The organism is Grimontia sp. THUN1695 (assembly GCF_059704325.2).
Genome location: NZ_AP046577.1, coordinates 2,352,653 through 2,371,356 on the forward strand (window position 1 = coordinate 2,352,653; position 18,704 = coordinate 2,371,356).

12 protein-coding genes are annotated in these 18,704 nt (G+C 53.0%); 8 read left to right on the top strand and 4 right to left on the bottom strand.

Annotated features, from left to right (window positions below):
• The first annotated feature begins 79 nt into the window (after nt 1-79).
• The 7 genes from gltB to AC6IB1_RS14245 all read left to right on the top strand — a co-directional run bounded on the left by gltB (nt 80) and on the right by AC6IB1_RS14245 (nt 9,915).
• Nucleotides 80-4,546 carry a glutamate synthase large subunit gene (gltB, locus tag AC6IB1_RS14215; RefSeq protein WP_497567201.1) on the top strand — a complete coding sequence of 1,489 codons (4,467 nt, stop codon included), beginning with the start codon at nt 80-82 and terminating at the stop codon, nt 4,544-4,546.
• Nucleotides 4,547-4,557: 11 nt separating this feature from the next.
• Nucleotides 4,558-5,973: a glutamate synthase small subunit GltD family protein gene (locus tag AC6IB1_RS14220; RefSeq protein WP_497567202.1), complete on the top strand. Its 1,416-nt coding sequence runs from the start codon at nt 4,558-4,560 to the stop codon at nt 5,971-5,973.
• A 107-nt stretch (nt 5,974-6,080) separates the two neighbouring features.
• Nucleotides 6,081-6,782, top strand: a complete 702-nt coding sequence (gene mtnN, locus AC6IB1_RS14225) for a 5'-methylthioadenosine/S-adenosylhomocysteine nucleosidase (RefSeq protein ID WP_497567203.1) — start codon at nt 6,081-6,083, stop codon at nt 6,780-6,782.
• A 4-nt stretch (nt 6,783-6,786) separates the two neighbouring features.
• The gene (locus AC6IB1_RS14230) at nt 6,787-7,752 is read left to right on the top strand and encodes a cobalamin biosynthesis family protein (protein ID WP_497567204.1); all 966 of its coding nucleotides are present in this window, start codon (nt 6,787-6,789) and stop codon (nt 7,750-7,752) included.
• Entirely contained in the window at nt 7,752-8,576 is an 825-nt protein-coding gene (gene btuF, locus AC6IB1_RS14235) for a vitamin B12 ABC transporter substrate-binding protein BtuF (protein ID WP_497569145.1), read from the top strand. The genes AC6IB1_RS14230 and btuF overlap by 1 nt, the downstream gene beginning before the upstream one ends.
• Before the next feature lie 90 nt (nt 8,577-8,666).
• Nucleotides 8,667-9,278 (top strand): TRIC cation channel family protein, encoded by a 612-nt coding sequence (locus AC6IB1_RS14240; RefSeq protein ID WP_497567205.1) that lies wholly within the window; start codon nt 8,667-8,669, stop codon nt 9,276-9,278.
• A gap of 220 nt (nt 9,279-9,498) precedes the next feature.
• Nucleotides 9,499-9,915 (top strand): VOC family protein, encoded by a 417-nt coding sequence (locus tag AC6IB1_RS14245; protein WP_497567206.1) that lies wholly within the window; start codon nt 9,499-9,501, stop codon nt 9,913-9,915.
• A 64-nt stretch (nt 9,916-9,979) separates the two neighbouring features.
• On the opposite strand, the gene tyrS is transcribed toward AC6IB1_RS14245, so the two are convergent.
• Entirely contained in the window at nt 9,980-11,167 is a 1,188-nt protein-coding gene (gene tyrS / locus AC6IB1_RS14250; RefSeq protein WP_497567207.1) for a tyrosine--tRNA ligase, read from the bottom strand.
• Nucleotides 11,168-11,375: 208 nt separating this feature from the next.
• Between tyrS and shyC the strand changes: the two genes are divergently transcribed.
• The gene (shyC, locus tag AC6IB1_RS14255) at nt 11,376-12,695 is read left to right on the top strand and encodes a peptidoglycan DD-endopeptidase ShyC (protein ID WP_497567208.1); all 1,320 of its coding nucleotides are present in this window, start codon (nt 11,376-11,378) and stop codon (nt 12,693-12,695) included.
• A 138-nt stretch (nt 12,696-12,833) separates the two neighbouring features.
• On the opposite strand, the gene AC6IB1_RS14260 is transcribed toward shyC, so the two are convergent.
• From AC6IB1_RS14260 to AC6IB1_RS14270, 3 genes are all read right to left on the bottom strand, one after another.
• Nucleotides 12,834-14,255 (bottom strand): IS1182 family transposase, encoded by a 1,422-nt coding sequence (locus AC6IB1_RS14260; RefSeq protein ID WP_497567189.1) that lies wholly within the window; start codon nt 14,253-14,255, stop codon nt 12,834-12,836.
• Between the two features lie 125 nt (nt 14,256-14,380).
• Nucleotides 14,381-17,554, bottom strand: coding sequence for an efflux RND transporter permease subunit (locus tag AC6IB1_RS14265; RefSeq protein WP_497567209.1), 3,174 nt, complete (start codon nt 17,552-17,554; stop codon nt 14,381-14,383).
• Nucleotides 17,538-18,662: an efflux RND transporter periplasmic adaptor subunit gene (locus AC6IB1_RS14270; protein WP_497567210.1), complete on the bottom strand. Its 1,125-nt coding sequence runs from the start codon at nt 18,660-18,662 to the stop codon at nt 17,538-17,540. Before AC6IB1_RS14270 ends, AC6IB1_RS14265 begins: the two co-directional genes overlap by 17 nt.
• Nucleotides 18,663-18,704 lie beyond the last annotated feature (42 nt).

Sequence of the window (18,704 nt, forward strand, 5' to 3'; positions counted from 1 at the left end):
GAGGACACGGATAATTGGGTGCCAGGAAGGCAAGAAAAACTGCAGTCACTGCCTGGGGCAGTCGCAAGGGAGAATTTCAATGTCGCTGTATGATCCGACGCTGGAGAAAGACAACTGCGGCTTTGGCCTTATTGCCCATACCGAGGGTGAAGCCAGCCACAAGCTTGTCCGGACCGCGATTTCCGCACTTGACCGAATGACCCATCGCGGCGCGATTAACGCCGATGGGAAAACCGGTGACGGGTGCGGCTTATTACTTCAAAAGCCCGATAACTTTTTCCGAATCATCGCTGAAGAGAATAACTGGACCCTCAGTAAACTCTATGGTGTAGGGATGATTTTCCTCAGTAAAGACCCCGCGAAAGCGCAACATGCCAAAGCGGTGTTTGAAAAGGAAATTGCCGCTGAAACCCTGTCTATTGTGGGCTGGCGCGAAGTCCCCACTAACGAGGACGTGTTGGGCGAAATCGCCGCCAGCAGCGTCCCGCATATCGAGCAGGTGTTTATCAACGGCCCTGCCGGCTGGCGGGCACGCGATTTGGAGCGCCGTCTTTATATCGCCCGTCGCCGCGCTGAGAAAACACTTGCTGAAGATAGCGATTTCTACATCACCAGTCTGTCAACGCGCACCATCGTTTATAAAGGTCTGTGCATGCCGGCCGATCTGCCACGCTTTTATCTGGATCTGGCAGACCTGCGGCTGGAAGCATCTATCTGTCTGTTCCACCAGCGTTTTTCTACCAATACAACACCAAAATGGCCGCTGGCACAGCCGTTCCGCTACCTTGCCCACAACGGCGAAATCAACACCATTGAAGGAAACCGTCAGTGGGCGCGGGCCCGTGCTTACAAATTCAATTCACCCCTGCTGCCCGATTTGAAAGCAGCAGCGCCTTTTGTCAATGAAACCGGTTCTGACAGCTCAAGCCTTGATAACATGCTGGAAGTGTTTCTCGCCGGTGGCATGGATCTCTTCCGTGCGATGCGCATGCTGGTACCGCCCGCCTGGCAAAACCATCCGGACATGGATCCGGACTTGCGCGCCTTTTACGACTTTAACTCCATGCACATGGAGCCGTGGGATGGCCCTGCAGGCATCGTAATGTCAGATGGCCGCTATGCTGCCTGTAATCTTGACCGCAACGGCCTGCGCCCTGCCCGCTATGTGGTGACCAAAGACAAACTCATCACCCTGGCCTCTGAAGTCGGGATCTGGGACTATGCCCCGGATGAAGTGGCAGAAAAAGGCCGTGTCGGGCCAGGCGAACTGTTGGTTATCGACACATTCGAAGGCGAAGTGTGGCATTCGGCAGATATCGACAATGAACTGAAATGCCGCCACCCCTACAAACAGTGGCTCGAAAACAACGTGAAGCAGCTGACACCATTCGAAGAGCGTAAGACCGATGACAACGCTGGCCAACGCAGCATGGATGATGACGAGCTGTTGGTTTATCAAAAGCTGTTCGGCATTTCCAACGAAGAGCAGGATCAGGTGCTGCGGGTGCTGGGCGATATCGGGCAGGAAGCCACAGGTTCTATGGGAGATGACACCCCAATGGCGGTACTTTCATCAAAAGAGCGCCATGTCGCTGATTATTTCCGCCAGAAATTTGCCCAGGTCACCAACCCACCTATCGATCCGCTGCGCGAAAATCACGTCATGTCACTGGCAACCTGTATTGGCCGCGAGATGAACGTGTTCTCGGAAACCGATGGTCATGCGCAGCGCGTCGCGTTCAAGAGCCCGGTATTGCTGTACTCCGACATGGTTCAGCTTCTGGAACTGGACGATGAGCACTACCGCAACAGCATCATCGACATCAACTTCAATCCGGACGATAAACATCTCGAACAGGCGATTTTAGATGTCTGCGATCAGGTTGAGCGTGTGGTACGTGACGGAACCGTGCTGGTCGTGTTGTCTGACCGTGGTATCGCCAAAGGCAAGCTCCCCATTCCTGCAGCGATGGCCGTCGGTGCTGTGCAGAAACGTCTGGTCGATGCCCAGCTTCGCTGTGATGCCAACATTGTAGTAGAAACCGCATCCGCCCGGGATCCGCACCAGTTTGCGGTACTGCTTGGCTTCGGTGCCACGGCGGTTTATCCATATCTGGCGTACGAATCCATTGCTAAGATGGTGGAAAAAGGCGTCATCCAGCAATCGATGCCCGATGCCATGCTGAATTTCCGCAACGGGATCAACAAAGGCTTGTTCAAGATCATGTCCAAAATGGGCATCTCGACCATTGCCTCTTACCGCTGTGCCCAGCTTTTTGAAGCGGTCGGCCTGAGCGACAAGGTTGTCGACCTCTGTTTTAAAGGCGTGGCAAGCCGGATCCAGGGTGCAGATTTTGATGATTTCCAGCAAGATCTTGTCAATCTTGCCCGTCGTGCATGGCTAAAGCGCAAACCTGTCGAACATGGAGGGTTGCTAAAATATGTCCATGGCGGCGAATACCATGCCTACAACCCGGATGTGGTCAGCACCCTGCAATCAGCGGTTCGCTCCGGCGAAGCGATGGACTATAAAACCTATGCTGACACCGTAAACAAACGCCCGGTCTCGTCACTGCGCGACCTGATGAAGCTGAAATTCGCCGATAAGCCTATTTCTCTTGAGAAAGTAGAAGCGGCGACGGAGCTCTTCAAACGTTTTGACTCTGCGGCTATGTCAATCGGTGCCCTGAGCCCCGAAGCGCACGAAGCGCTGGCGATTGCGATGAACCGCCTTGGTGGTAACTCCAACTCCGGTGAAGGCGGCGAAGACCCACGCCGTTTCAATACCGAGCGTAACTCGCGCATCAAACAGATTGCTTCAGGACGTTTTGGTGTCACTCCGCACTACCTGACCAACGCTGATGTGCTGCAAATCAAGGTAGCACAGGGCGCGAAACCGGGTGAAGGCGGTCAGCTGCCAGGCCATAAAGTCACGGCAGAAATCGCGCGTCTTCGCCACTCGGTGCAGGGCGTAACCCTGATTTCACCGCCGCCACATCACGACATCTACTCCATTGAAGATTTGGCGCAGCTGATTTTCGATTTGAAGCAGGTCAATCCGGAGGCGTTGGTTTCAGTGAAGCTGGTGTCCGAGCCGGGGGTAGGCACTATCGCCGTCGGTGTCGCCAAAGCATATGCAGATCTTATCACCATTTCAGGTTATGACGGCGGTACAGGCGCAAGCCCGCTGACATCGGTGAAATATGCCGGTAGCCCCTGGGAGCTTGGCTTGGCGGAAACCCAGCAGGCGCTGGTGACTAATGGCCTTCGCCACAAGATCCGCCTGCAAGTGGATGGCGGCCTGAAAACCGGCCTCGATATCATTAAAGCCACTATTCTGGGTGCAGAAAGCTTTGGTTTCGGCACCGCGCCTATGGTCGCGCTGGGCTGTAAATACCTGCGTATCTGCCACCTGAATAACTGCGCCACCGGTGTTGCCACCCAGGATGACACCCTGCGCCGCGAATATTTCAAAGGGTTGCCAGAGCAGGTGATGAACTTTTTCAAAGGCCTCGCCGAGGAAGTGCGTGAATTGATGTCACAGCTTGGCGTTGAAAAACTCACCGACCTGATAGGCCGCACCGATTTGCTGGAAGCGGTGGAAGGTTTCACGGCCAAGCAGCTAAAACTTGACCTCTCAGGCATTCTGGAAAGCCCGCAGCCCAAACCGGGGAAAACTGTTTACTGGAGCGAGCCGAATGCACCGTTTGATAAAGCGGAGCTTAACCGGAAACTGTTGGAGACCTTTGAAAGCGCCATTGAAACGCGCAGCCCTGCAAGCTGCTACCTCGACATCCGCAACACGGATCGCTCTGTGGGCGCATCACTTTCAGGAGCAATCGCCAAACGCTATGGCAACCAGGGCATGGTGGCGTCGCCACTTGATATTCACCTGCAAGGTACTGCTGGCCAGTCGTTTGGCGTGTGGAACGCAGGCGGCGTGAACCTGACCCTGACCGGAGATGCTAACGACTATGTCGGGAAGGGTATGGCCGGCGGTAATATCGTGATCAAACCGCCGGTGGGGTCAGCCTTCAAACCTGAAGAGTCCACCATTATTGGTAACACCTGTCTGTATGGCGCAACAGGCGGCAAGCTGTTTGCGGCCGGTAAGGCCGGTGAGCGTTTTGCAGTACGTAACTCCGGAGCACAGGCCGTGGTCGAAGGCGCGGGCGATAACGCCTGTGAATATATGACAGGCGGTATTGTGGCGATCCTTGGTCGCACCGGGGTTAACTTTGGTGCCGGCATGACCGGTGGTTTTGCCTATGTCCTCGACGAAGCGGGCGATTTTGCCGGCCGCGTCAACCCAGAACTGGTGGAGGCTTTGTCACTCGACAAGCTGCCGATTCATCAGGAACACCTCCGTGGTCTGATTGATCAACATTTAGAGCTGACAGGCTCGTGCCGAGCGCAGGAGATCCTCGCCGACTTTGAACAATGGATCTGTAAATTCTACCTGGTGAAACCAAAAGCGGCGGACGTGCGTTCCCTGCTGGGTCACCAAAGCCGGAGCGCAGCAGAGCTGCGTGTCCAGGCACAGTAACGGAAGACCCTATGAGCCAGAACGTATACCAATTTATTGATGTGCAGCGTATTGATCCGCGAAAAAAGCCGATCAAAACGCGTAAAAACCAGTTCGTGGAAATCTACGAACCGTTCACCCACAAGCAGGCTTCTGCACAGGCTGACCGCTGCCTCGATTGCGGTAATCCCTACTGTGAGTGGAAGTGCCCGGTACACAACTACATCCCACAGTGGCTGAAGCTTGCACAGGAAGGACGCATTCTGGAGGCCGTTGAACTGTCTCACCAGACCAACAGCTTGCCGGAAGTGTGTGGCCGGGTCTGCCCGCAGGACAGGCTCTGTGAAGGCTCCTGTACCCTGAATGAAGACTTTGGTGCGGTAACCATTGGTAATGTGGAAAAATACATCACCGACAAAGCATTCGAGATGGGCTGGAAGCCGGATATGTCAGGCGTCACCTGGACCGACAAGAAAGTCGCTATCATCGGTGCGGGCCCTGCCGGGCTTGCCTGTGCAGACATCTTGGTGCGCAACGGCGTCAAACCAGTGGTGTTTGACCGCTACCCGGAAATCGGCGGCCTGCTTACCTTCGGTATCCCTTCCTTCAAACTGGAAAAGGAGGTGATGCGCAACCGCCAGCGCGTGTTTACCGAAATGGGGGTCGAGTTCAGGCTCAATACCGAAGTGGGTAAAGATGTCGAATTGCAGTCTTTGGTTGATGAATACGATGCGGTATTCCTCGGTGTCGGCACCTACCAGTCCATGCGTGCAGGCTTGGAAAATGAAGATGCGCCGGGTGTGTTTGATGCCCTGCCCTTTTTAATCGCCAACACCTACCGGGTGATGGATTTGAAGGAAAACCCGCCGGAATACATCGACATGGCAGGTAAGAAGGTGGTTGTTCTGGGTGGTGGTGACACCGCCATGGATTGTGTCCGCACCTCTATCCGCCAGAACGCCAAGCACGTCGTTTGTGCTTACCGCCGCGACGAAGCCAACATGCCGGGCAGCCGCCGCGAAGTGAAAAACGCGCGTGAGGAAGGGGTGAACTTTATGTTCAACCTACAGCCCCTTGGCATAGAAGTGGATAGCAGCGGTAAAGTCAGCGGCGTCAAGGTGGTGAAAACAGCACTGGGTGAGCCAGATGAAGCCGGTCGCCGCCGTCCACAGCCCATCGAAGGCAGTGAACATGTCCTGCCAGCCGATGCGGTGATCATGGCGTTCGGTTTCCAGCCTCACAAAATGGCATGGCTGGAACCGTTTGGCGTTGAGCTCGACCCATGGGGACGCATCAAAGCGCCGGCGCAATCAGAGTACGCCTACCAGACCACCAACAGAAAAATTTTCGCAGGTGGTGATGCGGTACGCGGATCCGATCTGGTGGTCACCGCCATTGATGAAGGCCGCAAAGCGGCGGAAGGTATCCTCGATTACCTTGAAGTCTAAGCGGCCTCCAAGCCGACAGAAAAGTGCCTGCAAAGGCACTTTTTTTTCGCCCCATTTTTTGCCCGTGATACACTCTGACTATTCCCTAATTCTTTAAGAGCGACGAGATGAAAATCGGTATTATCGGTGCCATGGAGCAGGAAGTAACCCTGCTGAAAAACAAAATGAACAACTGCCAACTCCAGGAAATCGGTGGCAGTAAATTCTATACGGGTGATCTCAATGGCGTGAATGTGGTGCTACTGCAATCAGGCATTGGGAAAGTCGCCGCAGCAGTGGGCACCTCCATTCTGCTTGAACGCTTCAAGCCAACCGCCGTGATCAATACTGGCTCTGCCGGCGGTTTTGACAGCAGCCTGAACCTAGGTGATGTGGTCATTTCTACCGATGTCGCCTACCACGATGCAGACGTGACCGCGTTTGGTTACACCATGGGCCAGATGGCAGGCCAGCCAGCAACATTTACCTCTGATGCAAAACTGATGGACGTGGCAGAGCAGGCGCTGGCGGCGATGGACCCTGCGCCACATGCCGTCCGAGGCCTTATCTGCACAGGCGATGCGTTTGTCTGCACCGCAGAGCGCCAGAACTACATCCGTGAACACTTCCCGTCAGTGATTGCAGTTGAAATGGAAGCGGCAGCGATTGCCCAGACCTGTCACCAGTTCAAGGTACCGTTTGTGGTTGTCCGTGCCATTTCTGATGTGGCCGATAAAGAATCACCGATGACGTTTGACGAGTTCCTGCCGCTGGCAGCGAAAAGTTCAAGCGCCATGGTGGAGAAGATGGTCGACCTGCTGAACGCATAATGTAATGAAAGAGCTCCTCACACCACTGGATGCCTTACTGGCACACACCACCTTGCTGGCGATGTGGGGAGCCCTTCTTTTGCACTGGTTTTTTCCTGTCCCCAGCGATATCAGCCCCCTCACCCTGTGGCGCCGCGTGGCAGATGCCATCTCCGACAAAGTCAACCATGCCGAAGACACCCCCGAGCAGCAGCGGCTCGCCGGTGCATTATCACTCGCCATCATGTGGCTGACGGTTGCGGTGTTGCTGGTTGCCTTAAAACAACTGGTCTGGGTAGACTGGCTGTTTCAATTGTTGCTGCTGTGGCTGGCACTTGGCTGGAAACCGGTAACCAATCTGGCACTAGAAGTAGAGCGCGCCCTGTCCCGTGACGAAAAACCACAGGCCCGAACCCTACTCGCGACCGCCCTTAACCGGCAAACCTATTCACTCTCCCCGGTTGGCATTGCCAAAGCTGGCTGTGAAACCCTGCTGGTCGGGTATGTAAGAGGCTTGATTGGTATCCTGTTCTGGTATGCGGTGGCAGGCGGCATTGGGGCATTTCTTTATGCCCTGGTTGCCCAGCTTGCCCGTACCTGGCCACCAAGAAAGCAGGAATACACACAGTTTGGCCTGCCGACGTCTGCCATGCTCAGTATGCTGGACTGGCTACCTGCCAGGCTTTTTGCCTTACTGATCGCTGCCGGGCACCGCTTCCAGCCTGCACTTACCGCCATTCGGGAGCAGGGACAAAACTGGTCAGTAAACGGGGCCGGTTGGCTGCTCGCTGCATCCGGCGCCAAATTTCAGCTTGCCCTTGGAGGACCGGCGATTTATGACGATGAAAAATGCGTCCGCCCAAGTATCGGTGGGGAAATCAGCCCTTCCTCCCTTCATCTCGCCCTGTTGAACCAGACGCTAAGGCAAAAAGCCCTGCTCTGGATTGTGATCCAAAGTTTTCTGATGTGGTTTGCCCACGGATTATTATGATGTTCCGATTTTTTTTCCTGCTCCTTTTGCTGCCCGCATTGGCGTCTGCTGCCCCACTTCGGGTGATCAGCCTTTCTCCGCATACCACAGAGCTTGCCTTCGAAGCAGGTCTTGGCGACAACCTGATCGCAGTCAGCGCACACAGTGACTACCCGCCTGAAGCGCTGAAACTGGAGCAGGTAGCTAACTATCGCGGAATTAATATAGAGCGGGTAGTAACGCTGAAACCGGATCTGGTGCTTGCCTGGAAAGGAGGCAATCCGGATAAGGAGCTCGCCAAGCTGGAAAAGCTCGGCATCAAGGTGTTCTATTCCAATCCGCACTCCCTTTATGATGCCGCGGACAACATAGAGAAGCTGGGCGCGTGGTCAGACAACCCGGCGCTTGCCAAAGCCCGTGCTGATGCTGTGAGGCAGGAACTTGCGAGCATTGAAGCCAGTCAGCAGGGAAAAAGCAAAGTGCCTTATTTCTACCAGCTCAGTGTGACCCCGATATTAACCAATAACGGCGAGCACTGGCCGCAGCCGCTGTTTAGCCTGTGCGGGGGAGAGAATATTTTTGCTGACAGCGCCGCCCCCTACCCACAAGTGGGCATGGAGCAGATTGTGGTAAGAAAACCTAAAGCCATTTTCTATCCCGCTGACAGAGCCAAGCCGCTGGAAAGCTGGCAAAAATGGCAAGCGTTTATTCCTGCAGTGAAAAACAACGCCATTTTCGCAGTGACCGGAGACTGGTTAAACCGACCCACCCCACGTGCACTGAAGGCAGTGAAGCAGATCTGCGCCGCCTTGGATAAAGTGAGAAACGATCCCGCTCACGATTAATGACACCGCTTCCAAACGGTGGATGGTAAGGCTGCGACTTTCACGTAGAATCGCGCTGCCCTGTGTTTTTTATGGATAAAATTGCGCATTATGCTTCTATATATCTTGGACATGTTTGGCACGGTTGTTTTCGCGATATCAGGCATATTGCTAGCCAGTAAACTGCGGATGGATCCCTTCGGCATGGTCGTGCTGGCTATGGTAACGGCGATTGGCGGTGGCACTATCCGCGATATGGCACTGGGGGCCACGCCGGTATTTTGGGTCAACCAACCGCAATACCTGTGGGTGATACTCGCGACCTGTGCCCTTTCCATGTTATTGATCCGACAGCCCCGCCGTCTTCCCTGGTACGTCCTGCCGGTGGCAGATGCCATTGGTCTGGCGGTTTTTGTTGCTATTGGCGTCGATAAGGCGCTGAGTTATGGCGCCTCCCCAATGGTCGCCGTCATTATGGGGGTCGTCACCGGGTGCGGTGGCGGTATTATCCGTGATGTCCTTGCCCGTGAAATTCCAATGATCTTCCGTACCGAAGTGTATGCGACTGCCTGTATTGCGGGTGGCATAATGCATACTTTGATGCTGACGGCCAATATTGATATTGAGCTTGCTTCCGTCGCCGGAATGATCACCACACTGCTTATCCGCCTCGCGGCTATTCGCTGGCACCTCTCTTTACCCGTCTTCAGCTCGGGCAAATAAACCACTACTGACGTTTAGGCGCATCGACTGGTGCGCTTTTCATCCTCACATCAAATTTCTCACACCGTTTCACTAAAAAGCCAACACTGCTTCCAGATTACCAAATCCCATCATACCTTCAGCTTTTTAAGTAAAGCCTTTTGTTTACTTAAGTAACTCTTCAACCACTATGTAAACAAATAACTTTACTTATCTCACAAATATCAATCGGGAGTACCCTATGAACAGTTATGTCGAACACGCCAACATCACCGTCACCAATCTGGACAATGCGATCCAGTTTTTACAAACCGCCATGCCTGAGTTTGTCGTCCGGGGGAAAGGTTATAGTGACGATCACGGTTGGTGCCACCTAGGTACTGACACCTCTTACATTGCCCTGCAGGAAGTGGTGATCAACAAAGCGGTCGAGCGTATCCCTTACCGCCAGCTTGGCGTCAATCACATCGGTTTTGTGGTGGCAGATGCAGAAAAAGCAGCAAATCGTCTACGTGAAGCCGGCTATCAGAAAGTCTCTTTTGATAAAACCCACCCTGCCCGCAAGCGGGCTTATTTTCCCGATAGCGATGGTATGGAATGGGAATTCATCGAATACCTGACCGATTCCCTCGAAAGCCGTAACGACTATTTGCTTTAACAGCTTGAAGAGGGAGATAAAGGGAAGAGAGAAAAAAGGCGCCAAATCGGCGCCTTTTTGGGGATTATGCCAGCGTGATACGGGCAAATTTACGCTTACCAACTTGGTAAACCGCTGTACCTGCTGCCGGTATAAGCTTGGTGTCATCCACTTTCTCACCGTCGATTTTCACCGCACCCTGGCGGATCATACGCATGGCGTCAGACGTCGAGCCTACCAGATCAGCATCTTTTAACAGGTTGGCGATTGCCACACCCTGTGCAAAAGAGAACTCTGGCATTTCGTCAGGCATCGCGCCTTTCTGGAAACGGTTGATAAAGTCAGCTTCTGCGGCGTCAGCATCAGCTTCAGAGTGGAAGCGTGCAATGATTTCTTTTGCCAGCAAGATCTTCACGTCACGTGGGTTACGGCCATTGGCGATCTCTTGTTTCAGACCTTCAATCTCTTCCAGTGGACGGAAAGACAGCAGTTCGTAGTAGTTCCACATCAGATCGTCAGAAATCGACATAATTTTGCCGAACATTTCATTTGGCGCGTCACTGATACCGATATAGTTGTTCGCCGATTTCGACATCTTCTTCACGCCATCCAGACCCACCAGCAGAGGCATGGTGATCACTACCTGTTGTGGCTGACCGTTTTGCTTTTGCAATTCACGGCCCATCAGCAGGTTGAATTTCTGGTCGGTACCGCCAAGCTCAACATCCGCTTCCAGCGCGACAGAGTCATAACCTTGCAGGAGCGGATAAATGAACTCGTGGATCGCGATAGGTTGGTTGTTGCTGTAACGCTTTTTAAAGTCATCGCGTTCAAGCATACGAGCAACGGTTGAGCTTGCTGCCAGACGGATCATGCCATCTGTACCCAGTTCACCCAGCCAGCTTGAGTTAAACTCGACGCGGGTTTTATTCGGGTCCAGAATCTTGAAGATCTGCTCTTTATAGGTTTCAGCATTTGCCAGAACCTGTTCGCGGGTCAGCGGTGGACGTGTTGTGTTCTTACCACTTGGATCACCCACCATCGCGGTATAATCGCCGATCAGGAAAATCACTTCATGGCCCAGCTCCTGGAAAGCACGCAGTTTATTCATGATCACAGTGTGACCCAGGTGAATGTCCGGTGCAGTTGGATCCGCGCCCAACTTGATACGAAGAGGTCGGTTTTCTTTCAGTTTTGCAATCAGTTCCTCTTCAGGAATCAACTCCTCAACACCACGCTTAATTTCAGCCAGCGCGGCTTCAATGCTTGCCATATTTTAACGCTCCCACAGAATCGGCATTTTTTCGTAAGCAGACATACTACTTGAATAGCGATGGTTTTTGAAACCAGTTAGACTTGATATATCAGAACTCCCTGACGTTTCAGGATATAGAAGCAAAAGGGATGACTACGCCATATCTATTTTTAAAGGGAATTGGCACATCCCAACACAATCCATTTTCTTAACGACTATTTTTTTAATGCCTGTTAAACATATTGTTGCGCTACCCAGACTACACCAAGTCTCGATTATGGCGATCAGTGCTTTTATAGTACTGCTGATTTTGCTCCCCTCAGAAACACCGGTTCCACACCCGGAAGCCAGGTTTGAAGTAGGTAAACAATACCCGATCCCCTTAGATACCCTGTCATTACTGCCGCCCGAAAGCGAGCAACAGCCGGTGACCGCTTTTGCGCCGCTGGAATGGCACAAATTCAAAGTGCAGACCGGGGATAGTCTGGCGGTCATCTTTAACCGTGTTGGGATCAGCCCAACAACCCTTTACCGCCTGATCAACAGTGATAAAAACACCCAGTCTTTAGCGTCTTTGAAGGTGGGTGACGAAATCCATTTAGGGTTCGATGAAAACGGCCTGTTCACTCAATTGGTACAGCCTAAAAGTGCCAACGAAAAGCTGATTGTGACCCGCATCGGTGACAAGTTCTTTTCCAAAACGGAATCAATACAAATTGATACCCAGGTAAACTTCGCCTCTGCCACTATCACCTCCAGCTTTTGGAATGCTGGCGTCAGCGCCGGGCTCAATGCCAACCAAATCATGGAGTTGGCTGGCATCTTTGGCTGGGACATCGACTTTGCCCTTGATATCCGCCAAGGTGACAAGTTTTCCGTGTTGTTCGAAGAGCAGCTGGTAGAAGGTGAGTTAATCGGCCGTGGCAACATATTGGCTGCCACTTTCACCAACCAGGGAGAAACCTTCACCGCGATCCGCGCTGAAAACGGAAAGTACTATGACGAGAAAGGGCGTGCGATGAGAAAAGCCTTCCTGCGCTCGCCCGTCAATTTCCGTTACGTGAGTTCAAACTTCAATCCACGTCGCCTGCACCCAGTCACAGGCAGGGTAAGGGCACACCGTGGTACTGACTATGTGGCTCCGGTAGGTACACCTATTTGGGCTGCTGGTGACGGTATTGTGATGAAATCGGCCTACAACAAATTTAACGGCCATTATGTGTTTATCCGCCACAGCTCAACTTACATTACCAAGTACCTGCATTTGACCAAGCGCAAAGTGAAAACAGGACAGCGGGTAAAACAGGGACAAACCATCGGTACCCTCGGAGGAACAGGACGTGTAACCGGCCCTCACCTGCATTATGAGTTTTTGGTAAACGGCGTTCACAAAAACCCACGGACGGTACAATTACCTGAAGCCAAGTCACTGGAAGGAAAAGAAAAAACCGCGTTTATGGCACTGGCCAAAGACCGGATGGCACAGCTTAACAAGTTAGCACAGTTGTTGGCATCGATTGGCACGCTGGAGCGGGGGGTCTCATAAAATCACCCGTTACAAAACAAAAAAAGCAGCGTTTCTCACGCTGCTTCAGATTGCTGACTAACCCCGCTTTTTCAAGCGGGGTTTTCTTTTGTTAGTGGCCGAAGGCCGCGATCGCGCTATTTTTCCATATTGTTATGTTCAGGCTGCTTTTAGCCCATAGACGCTAAATTGCGTCACTATCTGGACTATTTGCCGTGTATTGAGCCCGATTTTGCGAAGATAAGCCTCCAGTAAGGCTATCTTCTTGATGTTTTGCGCTGCTGCCGCCAACCAGCATTGGATTTGTACTTTCAACAGACCACGGAACCTCGCATAGCGATGGCCATGATGTTGTTTGGCATCTGCGAAGCTTCGCTCCACCGTCTCTGCCCGTCGTCGGTACACTTTCTTTCCCCAGGCTGTCAGCCTCAAGGCATTGGCATTCTCTACCGATTTCTCGAACAGGTGCCGGGTTATCACCCGTTTGTGATTCTTGCTCTTGGTGCAATCATCGCGCAGCGGACAGGTTTTGCATATCTGTGGGTCAGAGTGATACTCGCGGTATGCCTGACGGTTGGTGGTCTTGTAAACCAGCTCCTGTCCCTGAGGACAGAGATAGCGGTCCGTCTCTTTGTCGTAATGAAAGTGCTTTTTCTTGATAGGATTCTTCGTACGGTGCGGCCGGCGGTATCCCATCACCGGCAGGATTTGGCGCTGCTCCAGTTCATGGCAGATAGTCGCGGTGAAGTAACCGGCATCAAGCCCGGCGGCAACAGGCGAGAGCGTAAAGCGCGCTAACGTGGTATCCAGACGGGCGATATACGGTTGGGCGTCATTCACATTGCCTGGCGTGACATGGGTGTCGAGGATGATGCCGTGTTTGCCGTCGACGGTGCGATGGTCAAGGTAGAAGAAGCCCTGTGGTTTTTGGTCCCGTGTCATGAACCCGCTGTCTGGGTCGGTGGTGCTGACTTTGGTGTTTTTCTCAATGTGACCATCTTTCGGTTTGAGTGGGCGTTTTCCTTCTGCTGCACGGTCAGCGTCAACCGCTTCATCTAACAGCTCGGCATAAGCACTGACGTTTTGTTTCACCAGTTCGTTACGGTATTTACGCTTGTTGGCATTGGCTTTCAGGTGAGTGCTGTCGGTAAATAAGACGCGTCCCTCGACCATGCCTTTGTTCATCGCCTGCTCGACGATGCGGATGAAGATGCGCTCGAACACGTCGGTATCGTTGAAGCGACGGCGGCGGTTCTGGCTCAAGGTGGACGCATCAATCACCTTTTCGGTTAGCGACATGCGAAGGAACCAGCGGTAAGCGACGTTGACCTCGATATCTTTGACGAGCTGGCGTTCACTTTTAACACCGAAGAGGAAGCCTAGGAGCAGGATTTTGAACAGGCGAACGGGGTCTATCGCAGGACGGCCATTGTTGTGGCAGTAGAGATGGGCGACTTCGTCGCGGATAAACTCAAAGTCGACGGCAGCATCGATTTTGCGAACAAGATGGTTTTTGGGAACCAACTGTTCGAGTGTCACCATCTCGAATTCATATTGCTGAGGGCCAGGGTCTTTAAGCATGTCACCACATCCATGATTGATTTGCTTATCCCTTATTAGATCAAAGCCCCAGCCAAATGGCCAGGGCTTTGTCAGCAGTCTGAAGCAGCGTTTCTCACGCTGCTTTTTTGTTATTGCATAGCACCTCAGAACTGAGGATCAACCTCCCGTTGCGGCATTGGGAAATCGCTTTCTCTCTCTTCCACTTGCCAGTTGCCCTGCTTGTCTTTTTTACTTGCTCCTTTAGGCTCTCTCGCCAGCATCAAAAGACACGGTGTCAGCACCAAAGTCAGCAAGGTAGAAAAGGTAAGACCACCAGCAACAGCCGTCGCAAGTTGCGACCACCACTGGGTACTTGGCGCACCAAATTCGACGCCACGGTTAACCAAATCGACGTTCATCTCAAGCACCATGGGCATCAGACCAAGAACCGTCGTCACAGTAGTCAGCAGTACCGGGCGCAGGCGCTGGGCACCGGTGCGCAAAATGGCATCGACTTTTTCCAGACCACGGCGACGCAACACATTGTAGGTATCAATCAACACGATATTGTTGTTTACCACAATCCCCGCCAGCGTAATCACACCGACCCCGGACATGATCACCCCAAACGGGCGCTGGAAGATCAGAAGGCCAAGGAAAACGCCGACCGTGGAGAACAGCACAGCACTCAGGATCAAAAATGCCTGATAGAAGCTGTTGAACTGGGTGATAAGGATCAGTGCCATCGCTGCCAGTGCTGCCATAAAAGCGGTCACTAGAAACGCGGAGCTTTCATCCTGCTCTTCGTTCTGGCCGCGCAGGGTAATGATCACTTCCGGTGGCAAGCCCAGTGCTTCAATCTTCTCATTCAGGCCCGGTAAGGAGAGACTGAGGTTGTAACCTTCCGCCATGTCCACCATCACCTTGATTACCCGCCGTCCATCAACGCGGTCAATGTTGCCCTGCTTTGGCTCTGGCTTAATCCGGGCAAAATTGGTGATAGGCACCAGTCCGTATGGCGTTTTCACCCTCAGCTCATCAAAACGGCCAATATCGCGTTTCTCTTCAGGGTAACGCACCAGAATGTCGACTTCTTCGTTAGCATCATCTGGCAGATAGTCGCCAATCTTGAGGCCATTGGTAATAAACTGGACGGTATTTCCGACCAACAGGGCATCAGCACCAAAACGGGCGGCATCTTCACGATCAATATCAATGGCCCAGTCAATCCCCGGTTTGGTCAGGGTATCACTGTAGTTGGTGAATGCGGGATCCTGCTCAAGCAAAGCACGGATCTGTTTGGCGGCAGGCGCAATCAAGCTGTTGTCAGCCGCACTGACTTCAATCGACAAGTCATGATCACTGGGTGGTCCGGCATCCGGCTTTTTGAATTCCAGCTCCAGACCGGCAAGATCGGCGGTTTTATCACGCAACTCTTCAATGATCTCTTTCACCTTGCGCCGCTGTTGCCAGTCCACAGGCTTCATCTGGATGATGCCAATCTCATCCTGCCCGCCGGTTTTGGTATAGACACATTCGATTTCGTCCATGCCCATCACACGCTGCTCGACTTCTTTCATCAGCGCGTCTTTTTCGAAGATGGATAAATCGCCGTGTGAGCGGACTTTGATATTGAAAAACGGCGGGTCGACATCCGGGAAGAATTCAGAGCCTAATCCGGATTTTCCGTAAGCAAAGAAGACGCCACCCGCCACAATCAAGGCAGCAATGAGGATTTTGATCGGGTGTCTGATCGCGACCGACAGTGTTTTTATGTATGCCCTGGTAATGCCACGGGCCTGGGCGAAGTCACCTTGTTCAAGCGCATAGGTACGTGCCTGCTGTTTTGCAGTCAGCGGCAAGGGCTTCCCCATCATGCTACCCAGCACGGGCACAAACAGCAGCGCCATCGCCAGCGATGCCGACAGCGTGGCGATCAGTGTCAGCGGCATATATCCCATAAACTCACCGGTGATCCCCGGCCAGAAAAGCAGTGGGGCGAACGCAGCAAGGGTCGTCGCCGTTGAGGCGATGATTGGCCATGCCATCCGGTGCGCCGCTTCGCGGTAGGCCATTTTTCGTTCGACACCTTCCCGCATCCGGCGATCGGCATACTCTGTAACAACAATCGCGCCGTCCACCAACAGGCCCACCGCCATAATCAGCGAGAACAACACAACAATGTTTACCGTCAGACCACCCAGCGCGAGCACCACCAATCCAGTCAGGAAAGAGCCAGGAATTGATACCCCGACCAACAGCGCCGTACGGGCCCCCAGAATAGCGATAATAACGATCACCACCAGCAGGATTGCGGACAGGATGTTGTTTTGAAGATCGGTCAGCATTGAACGGACATCGTCAGAACCGTCCCAGGTGTATTTAACCTGAAGAGCAGCAGGCCAAAGCAGCGATGTCTGTGCTTCTTCCATCACCGCTTTGGCAAGCTCAACGGTTTCAATAATGTTCTCACCGGCACGTTTTTTGACATCCAGTACCACAGCAGGCTTGCCGTCCAGCCGGGCAAAGCTTTCGGGATCCTTGAATGCCCGGCGCACCTTGGCAACATCGCCAAACGTCACCACCTGGTTGCCATCAATTTTAATCGGCAGAGTCAGGACATCCTTGGCGGTTTCAAATACCGATGGGACTTTGACTGAAAAGCGTCCGTAACCGGTATCAACATAGCCAGCAGCGACAACACGGTTATTCCTTGAAATCAGGTTGAAGATATCTTGCTGGTCAAGACCATAGCTTTCGAGCAGCAGTGGCTCGACAATGATCTCGACCACATCCTCCCGGTCGCCGGCAATATCGACCTCCAGAATCTGTTTGAAGCCCTCAAGCTTCTCTTGAAGCTCACGGGCCACGTTGACAATCGCCCGCTCTGAGACATCACCATACAGGGCAATGGAGAGTACGGGCTGCATATTGGCAAAGGTCACTTCGTTCACCGTCGGCTCATCACTGTCATCCGGCAGTCGCGGTTTAACCAAATCCACGGCTTCACGCACATCCGCCATCGCCTCGTCCAGATCGACACCGACATTGAACTCCAGGGTGACAGACGCATGCCCTTCTGAAGCGATGGCTGTCATCTCCTTGATGCCTTCAATGGACCGAAGCTCCTGCTCAACAGGACGCACCAGAAGACGTTCTGCATCTTCTGGGGAAATCCCTTCATGGCTGACAGAAACGTAAATCACCGGAATGGTGATATCAGGATCAGATTCTTTGGGAATAGTTTGATAGGTATAAAAGCCTGCTACCAGAAGCACCAGCAGCAGAGTGATCATGGTGCGTGTACGTGCCAGTGAAGCATCAATCACGTTTCTCATCTGATGCTCCTGTTATCGTGTACTGTGCTGGGGACTGGTGCACCACATCGACAGCATCACCATCGCGCACAAAACCTTGTCCTTTGGTGATTATCTCTACCTCATCACCCAACCCAGACAGCCAGACACCGTTTTGCTCGGCTTTCACAACATTGGCAGGCACAAAGGCAACGTTGCTTCCCCGCAGGGTTTTCACACCAAGGTTCCCTTTTTCATCGAGCGCCAGCATAGATGGGCTAAGTTTGACGGCGCGTTTTTGCTCCAGTGCCAAATCGACTTCGGCACTGATCCCAGCTGGCAGGGTTTGGTCTGGGTTAGAAATTTCCAGTTCAATCTGGAAGGTATGGGTCTCGGGTGAGGAAATGCTCGACTGGTAGCGCAGGCGCCCTTCTTTTGTGGTGCCATCAACGAGCAGTACCTTGGCTGGCAGCGATGCATCAATATTGCGGATATGGCGCTCGCTGACATCCGCGGTCACGATCAGGGGATCGAGGTCGAGCAGTGTTGCAACCGGGTCGCCAACCCCCAGATAATCGCCCACTTCCACATTCATATCATCCACGATGCCATCAAACGGTGCACGGACTTCCGTGTTCGACAGCGCCAGTTCAAGGTTTTCCACCGTCGCCCTAGCCTCAGCCAGATTGGCTTGTGCCTGCGAGAAGGCCACTTCACCCTGCAGACCTTTTTGACTCAAAGAGCTGGCTGCGTTGTATTCTTTTTGGCGAACCTGCAACAGGGCTTTCGCGCGCTTAATCTGGGCTTCACGATCCCCTTTGTCGATAAAAATCAACAGATCGCCCTTTTTCACTGCAGCACCTTTCCTGACACTCACCTTGATAACCCGCCCTGATGCTTCGGCAGAAATGGTGGCATCCCGGTCAGGTTCGGTCCGGCCATATAATGAAATTGAGCGTGTAACAGGCTCAGAAAGAAAGGTTTCGACCGACACTTTAGTGAGGGGAGCAACTGTCTCTTTGCTTGCCGGTGGCGGGGCTTCATCGCTGTGTCCTGTACCTACCCAAAACAGCAGGGCACACAACAGCACAAGGGAAATGATCCAGGGACGCTGGGATAAAAAAGACGTTTTCGTGCCTGCATTCGCCATAGTAATTCATCCTGACGTGGTTACTGCAGTGAGAAGAAAACG